Annotated in this window: 17 protein-coding genes; 14 read left to right on the forward strand and 3 right to left on the reverse strand. The window is 61.1% G+C overall.

Annotated features, from left to right (window positions below):
• The first annotated feature begins 4 nt into the window (after positions 1 to 4).
• From NAT23_RS10335 to NAT23_RS10380, 10 genes are all read left to right on the forward strand, one after another.
• The gene (locus tag NAT23_RS10335; RefSeq protein ID WP_251928017.1) at positions 5 to 418 is read left to right on the forward strand and encodes an acyl-CoA thioesterase; all 414 of its coding nucleotides are present in this window, start codon (positions 5 to 7) and stop codon (positions 416 to 418) included.
• The gene (locus tag NAT23_RS10340) at positions 415 to 966 is read left to right on the forward strand and encodes a LolA family protein (RefSeq protein WP_251928019.1); all 552 of its coding nucleotides are present in this window, start codon (positions 415 to 417) and stop codon (positions 964 to 966) included. The genes NAT23_RS10335 and NAT23_RS10340 overlap by 4 nt, the downstream gene beginning before the upstream one ends.
• Entirely contained in the window at positions 963 to 3,266 is a 2,304-nt protein-coding gene (locus NAT23_RS10345; protein ID WP_251928021.1) for an MMPL family transporter, read from the forward strand. The genes NAT23_RS10340 and NAT23_RS10345 overlap by 4 nt, the downstream gene beginning before the upstream one ends.
• Complete coding sequence (locus NAT23_RS10350; RefSeq protein WP_251928023.1) at positions 3,263 to 4,510, forward strand: NAD(P)/FAD-dependent oxidoreductase; 1,248 nt, start codon at positions 3,263 to 3,265, stop codon at positions 4,508 to 4,510. The genes NAT23_RS10345 and NAT23_RS10350 overlap by 4 nt, the downstream gene beginning before the upstream one ends.
• Entirely contained in the window at positions 4,510 to 5,079 is a 570-nt protein-coding gene (locus NAT23_RS10355) for a DUF3261 domain-containing protein (RefSeq protein ID WP_251928024.1), read from the forward strand. The genes NAT23_RS10350 and NAT23_RS10355 overlap by 1 nt, the downstream gene beginning before the upstream one ends.
• Positions 5,076 to 6,260 carry a beta-ketoacyl-ACP synthase gene (locus NAT23_RS10360; protein WP_251928026.1) on the forward strand — a complete coding sequence of 395 codons (1,185 nt, stop codon included), beginning with the start codon at positions 5,076 to 5,078 and terminating at the stop codon, positions 6,258 to 6,260. The genes NAT23_RS10355 and NAT23_RS10360 overlap by 4 nt, the downstream gene beginning before the upstream one ends.
• Positions 6,257 to 6,700: a hotdog family protein gene (locus NAT23_RS10365; RefSeq protein WP_251928028.1), complete on the forward strand. Its 444-nt coding sequence runs from the start codon at positions 6,257 to 6,259 to the stop codon at positions 6,698 to 6,700. The genes NAT23_RS10360 and NAT23_RS10365 overlap by 4 nt, the downstream gene beginning before the upstream one ends.
• Positions 6,697 to 7,440, forward strand: coding sequence for a 3-oxoacyl-ACP reductase FabG (gene fabG / locus NAT23_RS10370; RefSeq protein ID WP_350028330.1), 744 nt, complete (start codon positions 6,697 to 6,699; stop codon positions 7,438 to 7,440). The genes NAT23_RS10365 and fabG overlap by 4 nt, the downstream gene beginning before the upstream one ends.
• 75 nt (positions 7,441 to 7,515) lie before the next feature.
• Positions 7,516 to 7,974, forward strand: a complete 459-nt coding sequence (locus NAT23_RS10375) for an excinuclease ATPase subunit (RefSeq protein WP_251928030.1) — start codon at positions 7,516 to 7,518, stop codon at positions 7,972 to 7,974.
• Positions 7,975 to 8,098: 124 nt separating this feature from the next.
• Positions 8,099 to 9,307 carry a dicarboxylate/amino acid:cation symporter gene (locus NAT23_RS10380; RefSeq protein WP_251928031.1) on the forward strand — a complete coding sequence of 403 codons (1,209 nt, stop codon included), beginning with the start codon at positions 8,099 to 8,101 and terminating at the stop codon, positions 9,305 to 9,307.
• Positions 9,308 to 9,359: 52 nt separating this feature from the next.
• On the opposite strand, the gene dacB is transcribed toward NAT23_RS10380, so the two are convergent.
• Positions 9,360 to 10,805 (reverse strand): D-alanyl-D-alanine carboxypeptidase/D-alanyl-D-alanine endopeptidase, encoded by a 1,446-nt coding sequence (gene dacB, locus NAT23_RS10385; RefSeq protein WP_251928032.1) that lies wholly within the window; start codon positions 10,803 to 10,805, stop codon positions 9,360 to 9,362.
• A gap of 78 nt (positions 10,806 to 10,883) precedes the next feature.
• The gene (gene trmB, locus NAT23_RS10390; protein ID WP_251928033.1) at positions 10,884 to 11,567 is read right to left on the reverse strand and encodes a tRNA (guanine(46)-N(7))-methyltransferase TrmB; all 684 of its coding nucleotides are present in this window, start codon (positions 11,565 to 11,567) and stop codon (positions 10,884 to 10,886) included.
• A gap of 222 nt (positions 11,568 to 11,789) precedes the next feature.
• Here trmB and NAT23_RS10395 point away from each other — a divergent pair, with 222 nt between their 5' ends.
• The 3 genes from NAT23_RS10395 to NAT23_RS10405 all read left to right on the forward strand — a co-directional run bounded on the left by NAT23_RS10395 (position 11,790) and on the right by NAT23_RS10405 (position 14,523).
• Positions 11,790 to 13,670: a beta-ketoacyl synthase gene (locus NAT23_RS10395; protein ID WP_251928118.1), complete on the forward strand. Its 1,881-nt coding sequence runs from the start codon at positions 11,790 to 11,792 to the stop codon at positions 13,668 to 13,670.
• Positions 13,671 to 13,741: 71 nt separating this feature from the next.
• Positions 13,742 to 14,218: a pantetheine-phosphate adenylyltransferase gene (coaD, locus tag NAT23_RS10400; protein ID WP_251928034.1), complete on the forward strand. Its 477-nt coding sequence runs from the start codon at positions 13,742 to 13,744 to the stop codon at positions 14,216 to 14,218.
• A gap of 53 nt (positions 14,219 to 14,271) precedes the next feature.
• Positions 14,272 to 14,523, forward strand: coding sequence for a YfhL family 4Fe-4S dicluster ferredoxin (locus tag NAT23_RS10405; RefSeq protein WP_251594190.1), 252 nt, complete (start codon positions 14,272 to 14,274; stop codon positions 14,521 to 14,523).
• Between the two features lie 91 nt (positions 14,524 to 14,614).
• On the opposite strand, the gene NAT23_RS10410 is transcribed toward NAT23_RS10405, so the two are convergent.
• Positions 14,615 to 16,012 carry an alginate export family protein gene (locus tag NAT23_RS10410; protein ID WP_251928036.1) on the reverse strand — a complete coding sequence of 466 codons (1,398 nt, stop codon included), beginning with the start codon at positions 16,010 to 16,012 and terminating at the stop codon, positions 14,615 to 14,617.
• 197 nt (positions 16,013 to 16,209) lie between these two features.
• On the opposite strand from NAT23_RS10410, the gene NAT23_RS10415 reads away from it, so the two are divergent.
• A complete protein-coding gene (locus tag NAT23_RS10415; RefSeq protein WP_251928038.1) occupies positions 16,210 to 17,544 on the forward strand; it encodes an MATE family efflux transporter in 1,335 nt (444 codons plus the stop codon).
• The last annotated feature ends 11 nt before the right edge of the window (positions 17,545 to 17,555 follow it).

Below are 17,555 nucleotides of genomic sequence, written 5' to 3' on the forward strand. Positions count from 1 at the left end.
CCTCATGCCTCGCCTGAGTGCCACCCTCGATGTAGATGTACCCTTTTTTGACGTCGACGCCATGGACATCGTCTGGCACGGCCATTACGTCAAATACTTCGAGCTCGCCCGCTGCGCGCTGCTTGAGCGCATCGACTACAACTATCCCCAGATGAAGGCCTCGGGCATCGAATGGCCGGTGGTGGATCTTCGCATTCGCTACCCGCGGCCGGCCCGGTTCAATCAACGCCTTCGGGTACGGGCGACCCTGACGGACTGGGAAAGCCGGCTTCGCATCGCCTATGAGGTCGTCGACGCGGAAAGTGGTGCTCGTCTGACCCGGGGCCATACGGTTCAGGTGCCCGTCGATATGGCTTCCGGCAAACGCCTGTCACACTGCCCTGACGCCCTACTGACTCGGCTGGAGAATGTCACATGATGTCTCGTATCACCCGCCTCATCCTGATCTGCACGACGCTTGCGCTGCCACTTAACGCCATGGCCGCCGAGTTCGACCTGAACACGCTGACCCAGACGCTGAGTACCGCCGACCACGTCGAAGGGCGCTTCGTACAAAAACGTTACCTCCACGACATGGAGACCACCCTGACCAGTCGCGGCACCTATCAGTTCGATCGGGGCGAACAGGTCGTTTGGACGTTGACCGACCCGGTTCAGGAAACGCTGACCCTTGATGATGACGGCATGCAGCGAAACGGCACTGCCATCAAGGATAGCCCGGCAGACGTGGCACGGCTGATCATGCAGCTGCTCAATGGCGACTTCGCCGCACTTAAATCACGCTTTGATATCGCTCTCACCGGCAGCGACGCCGACTGGCAGGCTCGGCTGACGCCGAATTCTGAGGCCATGCGACGCTACCTGAAACGCATTACGCTGACCGGGGGCGACACGCTGTCGCATCTGGAAATGGCCTTGAGCGATGGCGACACGCTCAGCATCGACCTGACCCAGACCCGCCCATGACACCCAAAACCCACACACGCCTGGCCTGGCTCTGGGCGCTGATGCTTCTGGGCTGCGTTGTGCTTGCCGGCTGGATGATCACCCACGGCGTTCGGTTCGACACTCGGGTTACCGCGCTTCTGCCCGACACCCACCAGTCGGCTCGGGTACAACAGGCCAACGCCCAGCTGGGCAGCCAGTTCCAGGACCGCTTTGTACTGATGGTCAAAAGCAACGATCTACCAGGCAGCGTCAAGGCCCTGGCGGAACGCCTCGAAAAGAGCCCTGCCGTGGAAAGGCTCCAGTGGCGCCCAGGGGATTTCGACACCGGCGACCCGGTGGCCCTTCTTGGCCCGGCGCGCTACCGCCTGCTTGACAAAGACCTTCGCAAGAAGATCGATGCCGGGGATTATCAGGCCATCGAACAGCGCGCCCTGCGCCAGCTTTTCATGCCCGACGGGCTGGACCAGCACCCGATCCGAGACCCCTACGGTCTTCTGGACCGCTGGCTTGCAGGCACCATGGCGCTGCCGTTTCGAACCGATTCGAACCTGATCACCCTGACCCATGAAGGCAGCCGATACGCGGTCCTGATCGGCACGCTCGAGGGTAACCCGTTTTCACAATCGACCCAGAACGAGCTTCATCAGGCGGTTGCTTCGGTGACGAACGCGCACCCGGACATGACGCTCCTGCGCTCAGGGATGATCTTTCACGCGTATGAAGGCGCCCAGCAGGCCCGGCAGGAAATCTCGACCTTCGGCCTTGGCGCGTTGATCGGTCTACTGCTGATCCTTTGGCTGGTGTTTCGCTCACCGAAAACCATGGCCACGCTGATGGTGCCGCTGCTGGCCGGTGGCCTGTTCGCCCTTGCAGCCACGCTATTGGTGTTCGGGCGATTGCACCTTCTGACCATCGCCTTCGGCACCAGTCTGATCGGTATTGCAATCGACTACGCCATTCACATGCAGTGCGCGCGCGCCGCGCTCGGCCAGCGCTTTGCGCTAAAGCCCATGCTGCCCGGGCTTGCGCTCGGGCTGCTTTCAAGCGTTCTGGCCTTTGCCGCGCAGGCGCTGACGCCTATGCCAGGGCTTCGCCAGATGGCGTTCTTTGCCGCGACAGGATTGATCGGCGCCTGGCTGACGGTCGTGCTGTGGCTGCCTCGGGTCACGCTTAAAGCAACACCGAGCGCCGCTGCCGCCGCGGATCGCCTGTGGACACTCTTTTGTGCGTTCAAGGGCCGGCTGACGGTCGCGTGGGCGCTGGTCGGCGTGGTGCTTGCGCTCTCGATCATTGGCGTGCGCCTTCACACCAACGACAGCCTCCAACTGCTGACCACCTCATCCTCGCCGCTTTTGAAGGATGAACAGCAGGTGCAATCGATACTCGGGCGCGATACCGGCAGCCGCTATCTTTTACTGAGTGCGGCAACCCCCGAGCAGTGGCAGGCCCGCGCCGAAGTACTCGAGCCGCTTCTTAAACGGCTGGTCAAGAATGGCCACCTCGGTGGCTATGAACTTCTGACCGATCATGTGCCCTCAAGCGCCCATCAGGACGACAACCTCGAGCGCACCCGCACGCTCTACGACAAGACACTGGCCTCACTGTACGGCCAGGCAGGCCTACCATCGTCGTTGATCCAAAAAGCGCAGGCACGGCTCGTCAACCCGCCGCACCTGACGCTGGAGGCCTGGCTTGAAAGCCCGCTTGGCCAAGCCGACCGCCGCCTCTGGCTTGGCCACAGTGACACAGAGGCAGGCGTTGCCGGTGTCATACCGCTTAAAGGCGTACTGGATGACTCAGGGCTTGCCGCGCTCGAACGCGCCGCCCGGCACGCGCCGTATTTAAGCTACGAAGACCGCGTTGCCCGCATCGCGACCGTGCTCAGCGAACTTCGACGCACCATCGCAGGGTGGGTCGGTGGCGCCTTCGTTGTACTGGCCGCACTGCTCGCGCTTCGCTATCGACGATGCACCTGGCGGGTCATGGCGCCGGCTGCGGGCGGTGTACTGATCACGCTTGCCGTACTCGCCCTTGCGGGCACCCCGGTGAATCTCTTTCATCAGTTGGCGCTGTTGCTCGTGATCGGCCTCGGGCTTGATGCCGGCATCTTCATGGCCGAGCACCGTGCGCGCCACGCCTGGCTTGCGATCACGCTTTCAAGTGCCTCGAGCCTTCTGGCCTTCGGGCTATTGGCGTTCAGCGCCACACCCGTGTTACACCATATCGGTCTGACCTCGCTGATCGGTTTGCTCAGCGTGTGGCTGCTGGTTCCCTTGGTTCAACCTCATACCCTCGATTCACCGGAGACACCGCATTGACTTCGACGGCGAGTGATTCAACCGACATTGCCATCATCGGCGCTGGCCCGGCCGGCGCCATCGCCGCCAAGTGCCTGTGTGACCGGGGCTTTCGCGTACGTGTGATCGAAGCGGCGCAGTTTCCCCGCTTCACCATCGGCGAGAGCCTGTTGCCTCAGTGCATGGAAGACCTGGCCGCGGCGGGCCTTTTGGACACCGTCAACGACGGCGGCTATCAGCGAAAGAACGGCGCCCGGTTCAGCCAGGACGAACACGTGGTGGATATCGATTTTCGTGACAAGTTCAGCGACGGCCCCGGCGAGACGTTTCAAGTCGAGCGTGCCGAATTCGATCACCGGCTGATTCAGGCGGCCATCGAAGCCGGCGCCGAGGTTCGCTTCGGCGCTCGGGTCAACGGATTTACGCCGGACGCGAACGCACCGTCTCTCGATATCACACCGGATGACGGCACGCCCTACCGACTCGATGCCCGTTTCGTCATCGACGCAAGCGGCCCGGGCCGTGTGCTGGCACGGCTTTGTGGTCTGAGCCGCGACCCGGCGCTTTCTCCGAGAACGGCCGTGTTCGCCCACCTTCACGACAACATCACCGCCCCCGGCTATGACCGTGAAAAAATTCTGTTGGGTGCCCATCACAGCGCCGCTGAGCGCTGGTTCTGGCTGATTCCGTTTTCAAACGGCAGGGCCTCACTCGGCTTCGTCGAACCAAGTGACCGCCTACCCCAGCGTGGCGATAACTCAGAAGACCGCTACCGCGCACTGTGGGCAAGCTTCCCCGAACTAAAGCGCCTTTTGGAACACTCAGAACTCCTGCGTACGCCGGGCGAGATTCAAGGGTACTCCGCCAATGTCACCGCGCTGACCGGCCCCGGTTACGCCATCGCCGGCAATGCCGGCGAGTTCCTTGACCCGATCTTTTCATCAGGCGTCACCATCGCCCTGCGCTCGGGCCGACGCGCGGCCGAGCTTGCCGCCCGCCAGCTCCAAGGCGAGACTATCGACTGGCGCACTGAATACGAGCAGCCCCTGCGACACGGCATCGATGTGTTTCGCGCCTTTGTCGAGGCCTGGTACGACGGCACGCTTCAAACCATCATTTTTCACCCGAGCCCGCCTGCGTATCTGAAACGCATGATCAGTGCGGTGCTGGCCGGCTACGCCTGGGACACAGCCAATCCCTTCGTGGCCAATCCGCGCAAGCATCTGGGTACGCTTTTGGACCTGTGTCGCAAGGAGAGCGCCTGATGCGTCGACGGCTTGTTACCTTGGCGCTGAGCGCCCTGCTTGCCGGCCTGGCCGGCTGCGCCGTGCCCTCCGTGTCGCCCCATCCGGTGCTTGAGCATCCGGATGCCCCGACCACCGAGACGCGGCTTTTGACGATCGAACCCGAGTCGGCCCCGGATGAGCGCCAGCAGCTTCTAAGCGTACTTAAACTCAAAGATCACAGCCTGACCGTGGTGGTGGCAACGCCTACCGGCCAGCGCTTGTTCACGCTCAAGGATGACCAAAACGGCGCCCGCTTCACCCAGACGCTGACCGACCCGCCGTTTCCGGCAAGCTGGCTGGCGTCTCGGTTGGAATGGAGCCTGTGGCCGCTGGACGCCCTCAACACCGCCTGGCTTGGCAGCGACTGGTCCGCAGTCGAAACGCCGCAGGATTCCGGGCGCGTGCGCCGCATTCAAGAAGGCGATGAGACCGTTGCGACCATTCGCTATCAAAATGACCGCCTGATTTCCAACGCCCCCGTGACGCTTGAGGATCACCAGACGCGTCATCGCATCACCATTGCCCCGCTGTCGGAGCGCAGCCCATGACGTCAAATGCCCTGTTCTGTCGCCTGTCACGCCCAGGCATTGCTTCCTGTTTCGGCAGCAACCTCGACGACATCGCCCATGCCCTCGCCCACGGTGTGCGTGGCCTCTCACAGGTGGACCGCTATACACCGGGCACGCCACTGAGCCTCGGCCCGGTGACTCAGGCCCTGCCGGAAGATGCCGACTGGCCCTTCAACCACCGAAGCCGCAACAACCGGCTGATCAAGGCCGCGCTCGACGCGCTCGGCGACCAGCTCCCGGCGCTGCTTGAGCGGGTCGCCCCCGAGCGCATCGGCGTCATCATGGGCAGCAGCACCTCAGGTGTCAGCGAGACCGAGGACGCGATCGCCCGCACCGGCGCCGGCAACGATTTCGATGACCAGTACTGCTACTACCGGCAGGAACTGGGCGCGCCGTCTGCGTTCATCGCCGAGCACCTCGGGCTCAAGGGGCCGCAGTGGACCATCTCGACGGCCTGCACCTCAGGAGCGCGCGCCTTGAGCGCCGCCCGACGGCTGCTGGCCACCGGTCGCTGTGATGCGGTCATCGCCGGTGGCGCCGACACGCTCTGCAACCTGACCGTACACGGATTTTCCTCGCTCGATGCGGTCAGCCCGACGCCGTGCCTGCCGTTTTCACAACACCGTCGCGGCATCAACATCGGCGAGGCGGCGGCGCTGTTCATCGTTACCCGCGATGAGGGCGGTATTCAACTGACCGGCTACGGCGAGACCTCGGACGCCCATCACATCTCGGCGCCACACCCGGATGGCGACGGCGCGGCCCGTGCCATGCAGCGCGCGCTCGGCATGGCCGGACGCACACCCACCGACATCGGCTACCTGAACGCCCACGGCACCGCAACGCCCCATAACGACGCCATGGAAGCCCGGGCGATTCATCGCGTGTTTGGCGACGTAGCCGTGCCGGTCAGCGCGACCAAGGCGTTGACCGGCCATACCCTGGGCGCAGCCGGCACGCTTGAGGCGGCATTTTGCTGGCTGGCGCTCGAGCGTCAGTTGCTTCCGCTGCACGTTTTCGATGGGGCATTCGATAGCGCCCTGCCGCCGCTTGCACTGGTTGATAACGCCACCCCCACAGCGCCGCTCAAGGCAGCCATGAGTAACGTCTTCGCCTTCGGTGGCAACAACGCGACCCTGTTGCTGGAGCGCACGTCATGACGGGTTTTCCACGCCCTATTGCAGAGTGTGTCCCGCACCAGGGGCCAATGTGCCTGCTTGATCAGGTCGAGGCGGCAAGCGCCGAAACCCTGACCGCCCGCGTAACGCCCACGCCGGGTGCGCTGTTTGCCGATGAAGAGGGCATCGACGCCTACGTCGGGCTCGAGTGGATCGCTCAGGCCATCGCCGCCTGGGGCTATCTCACCGCTGAGGAAGCTGACACGCCCAAAAAAGGGCTACTTCTGGGGGCCAAGCGCTATCAGCCAAACGTCACGCATTTTGAGTACGGCCGTACCTATCGCGTCACCATCGAGCCGGAGTTCGTGGCCGACAACGGCCTTGGCACGTTCAATGGCGCGATCTGGCTCGACGACACCTGCGTGGCCCAGGGCAACCTACGTATCTTTCAACCCGATAACCCGGAGGCCTTGACCGCGTGAGTGATAACGCCCTCCCTTCCCGAACCATGTTAGTGACCGGTGCCGGCCGCGGCATTGGCCGGACGATCGCACATCGACTGGCCGCCGATGGCTTCGACATCGCTGTCCACTACCGCCAAAGCGACGAGCAGGCACGTGACGTGGCCGATGAAATTCGCGCCCTCGGTCGTCATGCCCGGTTGATCCAGTTCGACCTGAAAGACCGCGAGGCCGCCCGGGCTGCGCTCGAGGCTGACATGGACGAGTTCGGCGCCTACTACGGTGTGATTCTCAACGCAGGCCTGAGTGCGGATGCGCCGTTTCCGGGCATGACCGACGATCAGTGGGACAGCGTGCTGGAGACGAACCTCGACGGGTTCTACGCCGTATTGAGGCCCATCGTAATGCCAATGGTGCAGGCGAAGACCGGCGGTCGCATCGTAACGCTCTCCTCGGCGGCTGGCGTGATCGGCCAGCGCGGCCAGGTCAATTACAGCGCCTCGAAAGGCGGGCTGATCGGGGCGACCAAGGCCCTTGCGATGGAACTTGCCAAGCGTAAGATCACGGTCAACTGTGTCGCCCCGGGCTGGATCGAAAGCGACATGACCGACGCGATCGACCGAGCCCACATCAAGTCGCAGGTGCCGATGCAGCGCATCGGTGCCCCCGAGGACGTCGCAGGCGTTGTCAGTTTTCTGTGCTCAAAAGACGCCGCCTACGTTACCCGTCAGGTCCTGGCCGTCAACGGCGGCATGTTCTAGAGCGATACGTTCAAAAAAAGGGGCGCGCCAACGCCAACAAGGGCGCCTACCGATACCAAGGAGAGGATACGCACGATGCGATACCGAACACTGACAGGCTCGCTGATGGGCCTGGCACTTGCAGGACTGATGGTGACCACCCCCGCACAAGCGCGTGACACGACCTATTATCTGCCGTTCAAGGATGTGCTTTCACTGCCGCAGGCGCGGGAAAAACTCGACCCGTCCATCAGGCTCTACTTCGGCAACCAGGTCCATCCTGAAGTCGAGGCACGCCACAACGGCTACTACGTCGACCGCAAGACCAGCTCCGTCACCAAGACCGATGAGGAAGCCTGCCGCTGGGTGGCGCTCTCGGCCTTGATCGATTTGCAGGAGCGGGCGCGCTTTGTCGGCGCCAACGCCGTTACCAACATCAGCAGCTATTACAACAAGCAGGAATACGTCGACGACAACAAGTACGAATGCCATGCCGGTAACGTCGTGGCGGGCGTCGCGCTCAAGGGCAAGATGGTCACCCTGCCCGTTCAGTGATGTCTCGGGCGAGGCGCCCGCCTCGCCCTTCTCATGACTTTTCCCCTACTCCCATTTCTCACATAATGCTGCCCTTGCTCTGGGTGGACTGCCCAGATGCGCCCTAAAACGATAAGGATGCTTCATGGCAGTACGACTTTTGAAAAACACCGGCCTGCAGGTGGTCATTGCGATGATCATCGGGGTGCTGACCGGCATCGCGCTCGGTAAAGACGCTTCGATGTTCGCACCGCTCGGGGATTTGTTCATTCACCTGATCACCATGCTGGTCGTTCCGCTGATCGCGGTCGCGATCATTTCCGGCGCGGCAGGCCTCGGCAACAGCTCATCGGCCGGTCGCATGGGCGCGCTGACGCTCTGCTTCTTTCTGGTAAGCAGCGCCATCGCGGTCGGCCTTGCCTTGCTTCTGGGCGAATTGCTTCATCCAGGCGTCGGAGTCGATCTAAGCCAAAGCCTGTCCAACGAGTACGCCGATAAAGGCAACGTGCCAGGGTTTTGGGACACGATCCTTGGCATGGTGCCCACCAACATCTTTGCGGCCTTGAGTCAGGCCAACATCCTGCAGATTCTGGTGTTTTGCATGTTCTTTGGCCTTGCGCTGACGCGCGTGGACAAGACCCGCGTCGCGCCCCTGCTCAATGGCCTGCAGACGGTCATGGACGCGTTTATCTGGATGATCAAGGTCGTGATGTATCTAGCACCCATCGGAGTGTTCGGCCTGATGGCCGACGCCGTAGGCACCTTCGGCTTCGGTGTGCTCGAATCGGTCAGTCGACTGGTCGGAGTCTATTTTGTCGGTCTTTTGATCTTCGGGCTGGTGGTGTATCCGCTTATCGTGCGCTTTTGCTCGGATCTGTCGCTCAAGGTCTTTTTCAGCCGGATGAAAAAGCCTCAGATCGTTGCGCTTTCCACCGCCTCCAGCATGGCCACGCTGCCGATCAATATGGAAGTGGCCGAGAAGGAGCTGGGGCTTTCCAATGAAACCTGCTCATTCGTTTTGCCACTGGGGGCCACCATCAACATGGCCGGCAACGCGATCTATTACGGCCTCGCAGCGGTATTTTTTGCCCAGGTCTTCGGCGTTGATCTAAGCCTTGGCGCGTACGGTGCGATTATCTTTACCGCAACGATCGGTGCCATCGGTCAAGCGGGCGTCCCCGGCCCCTCCTTTCTGGTGGTGGCGGTATTGATCGCGGCCGGTATTCCGACCGAAGGCCTCCCGCTTCTGATCGCGCTCGACCGCATCTTCGATATGACCCGCACGGCGCTGAACGTCACCGGTGATGTGGTAGGTGCCGCAGTGGTCGATAAGTGGGGACGAAAAAACGCCTGACAAGCACTTCAAAAAAACCCGCCAATCGGCGGGTTTTTTTGGGGCGTAGGCCTCAGTTTTGCTCGATCATTGGGGTTAGATCTTTCGAAACCGCCTCGAGCACGGTCTTCCACTGCAGGTAAGGCTGAGCCGCCCGCCCGTTGACCAGCACGGAAAACGCCCCCCAGCGGCCACTCTTGGTCCGGAAATAGCCACCGATGGCGCGCACGGGCACCGGCTCGTTAAGCGTTCCGGTCTTGATCATGACGTTATTCTGAAAGCTGTCGCTGCCGCGCCGGATAAAGCGCATCGGGCCGTTGACCGGGGTTTGCATGCCGGCCACGAACACTGGAAACAGCGCCGGGCGGTGATACATCGCGTCCAAGAGCGCCACCACACCGTGGGCAGACGTCTTGTTCTGAGGAGTCAGCCCGCTGCCGCTCAGTAGCGTCACCGGCCCGTGATCCGGGATGGTCGCGGTAAAGCGCTCAAGCGCAGTGCTTGCGTTGGCAAGCGTTGCCGGCTTGATTGCAGAAAGATTGAGCGCCAGCGTATCGGCCATGAAGTTGTTGGAGTAATTCATCATACGAAGCAGGAGCTCCTGCATGGTCGGCCCGTCGACGGACGCCAGTACCTTGGCCTGCGGCCCCGGCCGGCTGGACGTCACCGAGCCGTCGCCACCGACCTTGATGCCGGCCTGCTCGAGCAGATCCGACAGCGTATAGAGACTTTGCTGCGCGGGGTCGGCGCTGGCCCGGTAGACGTTTCGCGGGTAGGAATCGGCCGCGATCTGTCCTTTCAGGTTCAGCGTATCGATCGAGCCGGTGGTAACTCGCTGTCCGGAGACCGACGTTGCGCCACTCGCACGGACGGTGGTGATGCTGCTGTCGACTCGAGGCAGGGGTTTGACGCCGAAACAACCGCTGATGCGGGCCGGGTCCCCGACCTCGGCCCCCGGATAGACCCGAACGCACCAGTTGGCGAAATCGACCGCGGCGGAGGAAAGCAGCGCATCGTAGGCATGGCGCGAGGACGTTCTGGCTCGGCAGCGATCGGTGCTCACACACGGCACCGGCCCAAACTGCCATTGACTGACCAACAGATTGCCACGAACACGCTTGATCCCGAGCTGCTTGAGCCCCTGCACCAGCATCCAGTAATCGTTTGACGTCAGCCCCGGGTCGCCATCGCCTTCGAGGATCAGATCACCGCGCACCACGCCCTGCTCGATAACGCCATTGGTGACCAGCCGAGTGGTGAAGCGCTTCTGAGGACCGAACCGATCAAGCGCTGCGGCGGAGGTGTAGAGCTTGCTGACCGAGGCCGGCGTCAGTAGGGTTCTTGGCGCCACCGAGCCCAGCGAGGTGTTCGTGTCCAGAAGTTCGGCGCTTGCGCTGACATTAAATCCCTTCTCGCCCAATGCCTTGACGGCGTCGAAGCCGGCGGCCTGAGCGATCACCGGTGCTACGGTCAAGAGTACCGCGCCTACCCAGCGTACTGCGTTACTGCGTCCCTGCATGATTGAGCTCCCTGCGTATGTTCACCGCGACAGCTTACTGATCGATTCAGAAGAAGGACAGAAGGTTCTATTAGAAGACTAAGGCAGAAGGCTTATGTCGAACGTTAAATCGGCGTGAAGTCGCCACAGGGTCTGACCACTCAGGTCGTATTTACGCTCGAACGGCGTCAGGTACGCACCACCGGGCGAAAACGCAGCAACATCAGGGGACACAGAGGCATTGGCAAGCGTCAGTGCCTGCGCGAACTCCGTGACATAGAGCTGCCAGTTCGAGCGCAGCTCGAGCCGCCCACCGAGACCCACCAGGGCCGGGAAAACCGGGTGGCCATGCCAGCGCATCTTCAAGTGGCGCGCTTTCGGATACGGATTGGGGTAGAGCAGAAAATGGTGTGTCGGTTGCCACCGGGCAGCCAGCGCCAGGCGCCAGATATCCACCAGATCGGCCCGGACCAGCCGGGCGTTGTCCGGCACCGGACCGTGGTCGCGGCTTAATCGATCAGCGCTGCGGTCAATGCCGATCACCCAGTGATCCGGAAATCGCTCGGCAAGTTTTCGGGTGGAGACGCCGACGCCGCAGCCGGAATCCAGAATCAGAGGCGCCTGGGCGCTTGAGATCGACTCGGCTACGTCATCGAATGCGGTCTGGGAATGTGCAGCGATCGGGCGCTGCCAATGCGCGCCCAGAGCTCTGGACACACGCGCCTGAAGCTTGTCGTGAACGCCTGTCTGATTGGTGAAAATGGGGGAAGAATCTGCCTTCATTGCCTTGGGTCCAAACCAGCAAAATTCGCATGATACGCCGGATGGGCAAGTCCTGGCAGCCCAGGCGTTTCTTAAGCCTCGGCTCAGCATGACGCGAGCGTGCGTGCGATGCTATCATCGCAGGATTGTACGCCCATGACAGCATGATGACTGCACGGGCGATCGTCGATATGAACGTTTTACGAGGGACGCGGCTTGTCACAGTTACCGGTGATCGTCGGCATGGGCGGCATCAACGCTGCCGGCAGAACCTCGAGCCATCAATCCTACAAACGTACGGTGTTAGACGCGCTCCCCGATGCGGAAAAGCGCTATACGCTGACGGGCCTTGCCACGCTCATGGCGCGTGCGTCCTTCGAGGATGGCCAATGGATCGATGCCGATGGCTCTTCCATGGATCAAGAGACGATGATTGCACGTCATCGCGACTGGATTCTTGCGCATACCAACATCCGCCGGATCGAAGATCCGCAGTTCGGTGACCATGGGATTGCGGCCAACAAGAAGGCGCAGCTGTCGCTTGAGACCCCTCTGACGTTCATGCTCAGCCGGCGCCAACTGCCCGACCCGCCGCCAGCGCACTGGGATGTTCGCGACATCGACAAGCGAAAGGTCGAAGTGACGGTGCCTGCCGGGCCACTGGATCTGCTGTTGCCCGAGAACCGCGACGCTCTGGTCAAAAGTGCCGGTCAACTGCCGACCGGGTTCGAGCCGAGCGCGTTCTATCGAAGCGTGCATCACCCGCGTGGGCTTGCCATGACCATTTTTGGTGCCTCGGACTGCCTCGGCCAGAGCGGCTTCGAGTGGCAGACCATTATCGACCGGCTCGACCCGGACGAGGTGGCCGTCTACGCCAGCAACTCCATCGGACAGCTCGACCAAAACGGTTGGGGTGGCCTGCTGCAAAGCTTTGTCACCGGCCAACGTGCCACGTCCAAGCAGATGCCGCTTGGTTACGGCCAGATGCCGGCCGACTTCCTCAATGCCTATGTGCTTGGAAGTGTCGGCGCAACCGGCGGTATGCTGGGCGCCTGCGCGACGTTTCTTTATAACCTGCGCCTGGCCACCGAAGACATCAAGCACGGCCGCCGACGAGTGGTCATGGTAGGCACCTCCGACGCCCCCATCACGCCTGAAGTGGTCGAAGGCTTTCGCGTGATGAGTGCGCTGGCCGACGATGCAAGCCTCAAGGCACTGGATGCGCTGGAGCTTCTTACCGATGAGGACTACCAGCGCGCATCGCGCCCGTTCGCCCTCAACTGCGGCTTTACCATCGCCGAATCGTCTCAGTTCATTCTGCTGATGGATGATGGACTTGCGCTTGAATTAGGCGCCCAGATTCTTGGATCCGTGCCGGATGTGTTCGTCAATGCCGACGGCTGGAAGCGCTCGATTTCCGCCCCCGGCATCGGCAATTACGTCACGCTCGGTAAAAGCGTCAGCCTCGCCCGAGACATTCTCGGTGATACCGCGATTCGCCAGCGCAGTTATCTCCACGCGCACGGCACGAGCACCCCCAAAAATCGCATCACCGAGTCCCACGTGTTTGATACCGTAGCGCGCGCGTTCGGCATTGAGCAGTGGCCGGTGGCCGCAATTAAATCGTTTATCGGACACTCTCAGGGCAGCGCGCCGGGCGATCAGATCGCAAGCGCCCTCGGCACGTTCGAGTACGGACTGATGCCCGGCATCGAATCGATCGATGCGATCGCCGACGACGTGGTCGCCGACCGGTTGGCCTTTTCTTTCTCGACCCGCCCAATTGAGGCTGATGTGAGCTTCGTCAATGCCAAGGGCTTCGGGGGCAATAACGCTACTGCACCGATTCTGTCACCCGAGGTCACCGAGCGACTTCTCGCCAAGCGCCACGGCGAGAAGGCCATGACACAATGGCGCCATCGGCGCGATGAGCGGCTTGCCGATGCGGCCAACTACGAGACGCGCGCGCAACAAGGTCACTTCGAGCCCTGCTATCGATTCGGTGAAGGCGTGCTGGATGGTCACGAACTCGAGATGCGTGATGACGCACTCGATATCCCCGGTTATGCACGCCCGGTATCACTGAAAGCGAACAACCCGTTCGGTCGATTGGATGGCGAATAAATGGCTCGCGCCCCTTTCTTTCGTCTAGGATGCATCAGGATGCCAGGATCGGTACCGCAATGAGGCAAGGCATGAACATTGCAGTCTACCCCGGGACCTTCGATCCCATTACCAACGGCCATACGGATTTGATCGAACGGGCAGCGCGCCTGTTCGACAAGATCGTGGTGGCTGTTGCGGCAAGCCCAGGCAAGAAACCGGCACTGGAACTCGATACGCGCGTCACACTTGCGCGAAATGTGCTTGAAAGCCTGGATAACGTCGAAGTCGTCGGGTTCAGCTGCCTGCTGACCGAACTGATCGAACAGCATCACGGCCGAATCATTTTGCGTGGCTTGCGGGCAGTTTCGGATTTTGAATACGAACTTCAGCTTGCCAACATGAACCGTGCACAGGCACCGCACATCGAGAGCCTGTTTTTGACGCCGGAAGTTCAGAACTCCTACATTTCGTCGACGATTGTGCGCGAAATCGCACGGCTTGGGGGCGATGTCACGGCCATGGTGCACCCAAGTGTCGCCAGCGCGCTTCAGCAACATTTTCACTGACCCCATTTGACACCCGGCGGCCCCATGGCCGCCTGACCACGAGGTACTCAGTCATGTCCTTGATGATCACCGATGAGTGCATCAACTGTGACGTTTGCGAACCGGAATGCCCTAACGGGGCGATCTCTCCGGGGGAAGAAATCTATGTCATCGACCCGAGCCTTTGCACCGAGTGCGTGGGGCATTTCGATGAGCCTCAGTGCCAGCAAGTGTGCCCGGTCGACTGTATTCCACTCGACCCCGAGCGCGAGGAAACCCGAGACGCCCTGATGGAAAAGTATCAGCGCATCGTGGCCGCCGGCTAACAGCCGCTCTGCTTCGCGTATAAAAAAACGGCCACCCTGAGGTGGCCGTTTTCGTTGTGCGTCGTGTGATTCACGGCGTAGGCGCCGCCGTTCAAAATTCGTAGGTCGCCAGCACTTCGACAATCTGGGATGGCTCATCACGTCCGAAAATGTCTTCGGCGCCCTCATCGGGCAAGGCGACACCGTAGATACCCAAGAGCGTCAGGCGCTCACTGACGCGCCAGTTGGCGTAAACATCCAGCTCCTTTGCAAACTCGTCGCTGCCAGCCCCGGCAACGTCTGCATCATCGAGGCGAAAGCGATAGGCTAGAAGCCCCGTTTCAAGATCGTCTCTCGGGGCGATCGAGGCTTTCAGCATATCGACCTTCAAGTTGCTGTTGAACAGCATGTATTCGCCGACGACCTCCCCCATGAACCAGTTACCCCAACCGCCTGCAAATTCGTAGAACAATGTATCGTAGCGTGGGCTGAACTCAGCGTAGCGATAGGCCAGTTCGGGCCGCCAGGGCGTTTCGGTAAAGGTGTAGGTGCTTTGGAGATACCAGGCGTGCTCGCTGAGATTTTGGGCATCGTTGCGCTCGTGCACGTACTGCCCCCCGAGCGCCCAGCCTGGCAGGCGTTCAAGAGGCCTGCCCTTGAGCCGTACGTTCCAGACCGCCATGCCGTCGCGGCTCTGTGTGTCGCTGTCTTCGATCTTCAGATAGGCACCGCCCAGCTTGGCGCGCTCGGCAAACGTATAGGACGCATTGATGCCATTGAGGGTTGTTTCAACGTTCGGGCCGCCCTGCTTGTACTTGTCGGCCTCAAGGCGAAACAGGTCGGCATGAACGCCGCCCGAGTCAAATGAGGCCACAGCCGCATTCTTGAACCCTTGGCTTGCGCCGATGTAGTAGCCGCCATATTTTCCAGTGTCGGTGAATCCATCCCCGATCAAAAAGCCCTCGCCAAACATGAACTGCTGTCGGCCGAGTGACAGCGTAATGGCGTCGTCGTCCAGCGCATCAAACAGCGTACCGCTTTGCCAACCGACGTAGGCGCGATCGATCCGGGCATTTTCGGGATGATCAGGCGTCGCCCCCGACGCATCGCCGTACCGGTTGCCCCGGGTCATGCTGGTGACCGCGGTCAGCCCTGCGAACACCTTGCTCCGCCCCGTATCGAGTTCAAAGCGAAGCGTGGGCATCGCCGTGGCCTCCCACCAGCCGGGATTTTGCCGTGTAGGCGAGCCTCCGATCGAGCGTGTGGCGCCGAAATTGGCGTTTTTGGTCGCAGCGCCAAACGCAAACGCCTTGAACCCGCCATAAAGCCGAACCCCTGAATTACTTTCATACAGCGTATGTGGCGCAGAAGGCTCCTGAATACCGGGGTCGATGTAATCCAGATCGGTTACTGCCGCCTGCGCTGGCGCTGTCATCACCATGCCGGCCTCGAGTGCGCTCAGCCAGAAGATGGCGTGACGTGCGCGTGTCCTGATTGTTCGTTGTTGCATTACCTAGTCCAAAAACGGAGCCGAAGGCTCGGCTCGAAGGAAAACCACATCACACTGCCTCGCTTCGATGGGTTTCTCATGAAAAAACAAAAGCGTAGACCGTTCGGTCCGATAATGACGTACCATTTCTTTATTGTTGCCGGCCCTTTGCTCGCTCGGCCCTTTCGGCTTTCGCTTTTACTACGCTGGACATTCTGATGCTCTCGACATCACCGAACGCTTTCGCCAAGGTGTGGCGGCTTTCATGGCCGATCATTCTTTCCAATATCACGGTGCCCTTGCTGGGCCTGGTCGACACGGCAGTGGTCGGTCACTTGAGCGATGCGCGCTATCTGGCTGCGGTCACTCTTGGGGCGACGCTTTTCAGTTTTCTGTTCTGGGGCTTTGGCTTTTTAAGAATGGGAACGACCGGACTGACGTCACAAGCGGTTGGGCGCGAGGATTCAAGCGCCGTGCGGCATCTTATCGGGCAATCGCTGCTCATGGCCCTTGGGATCGGCCTGGCCCTGATCGCATTTTCAACGCCTTTGATCGAGTTCGGGCTCTGGCTGCTTCAAGGGTCATCCGACACTCAAGCACTCGCCGCCAGCTACGCCCATATTCGAATCCTCTCGGCGCCGGCAGTCCTTGCCAATTACGCCATCATCGGCTGGTTTTTAGGGCAGCAGAACAGCCGCGTCACCCTGCTTTTAATGGTCACCAGCAATACGATCAATATCGTGCTGGATCTGTGGTTCGTGCTTGGTTTTGGCCTCAAGAGCGATGGCGTTGCCACCGCCACCGTCATTGCCGATTATTCGGCCTGCACGCTCGGGCTCTTGCTGGTCGCGCGCCAGCTTGCCTCGGTAGGCGGGCACTGGCAGCCGGAGCGTCTGTTTCGATGGCGTGCTTATGGCGAACTCTTTCGAGTCAATCACCATCTGTTCGTACGCACCTTGTGCCTATTGTTCGCGATGGCTTTTTTCACCGCGCAGGGCGCCCGCATGGATACGGTGACGCTTGCGGCCAACGCGGTATTGATGCAGCTGGTCATGATGACGTCCTACGGACTGGATGGGTTTGCCAACGCAGCGGAGGCTCTGACCGGAAAGGCTGTCGGCGCCAACGACTGGCAGGCGTTCGGTCGCGACGTGCGCGCCTGCACGCTGTTCTCGCTGCTGACGGCGGTCACGGCCTCGCTGGCCTTCTTGGGGTTTGGGAATGAGCTGATCGGGCTTCTAACCGACATCGACGAGGTTCGCGGTTATGCCGCCACGTATCTACCATGGGTGGTCGTCCTGCCTATTGTGGCGGTATGGAGCTATTTGCTGGACGGCATTTTCATCGGCGCTATCCAAACTCGCGCCATGCGCGACACTATGGTGATGTCGCTTGCCATCTATCTTCTGTGCTGGCTGATGACCCGCCCGCTCGACAATGCCGGCCTCTGGCTTTCCTTTACGATGTTCATGCTGGTGAGATCGGCAAGCCTTGGGCTGGTTTATCAGCGCAAACGACGCACACAGTGGTGTCGCTCTTCGTCGTCATCCTAGGAAAGGGCCAA

It is taken from the genome of Larsenimonas salina, assembly GCF_023736155.1.
Taxonomy (GTDB): domain Bacteria; phylum Pseudomonadota; class Gammaproteobacteria; order Pseudomonadales; family Halomonadaceae; genus Larsenimonas; species Larsenimonas salina.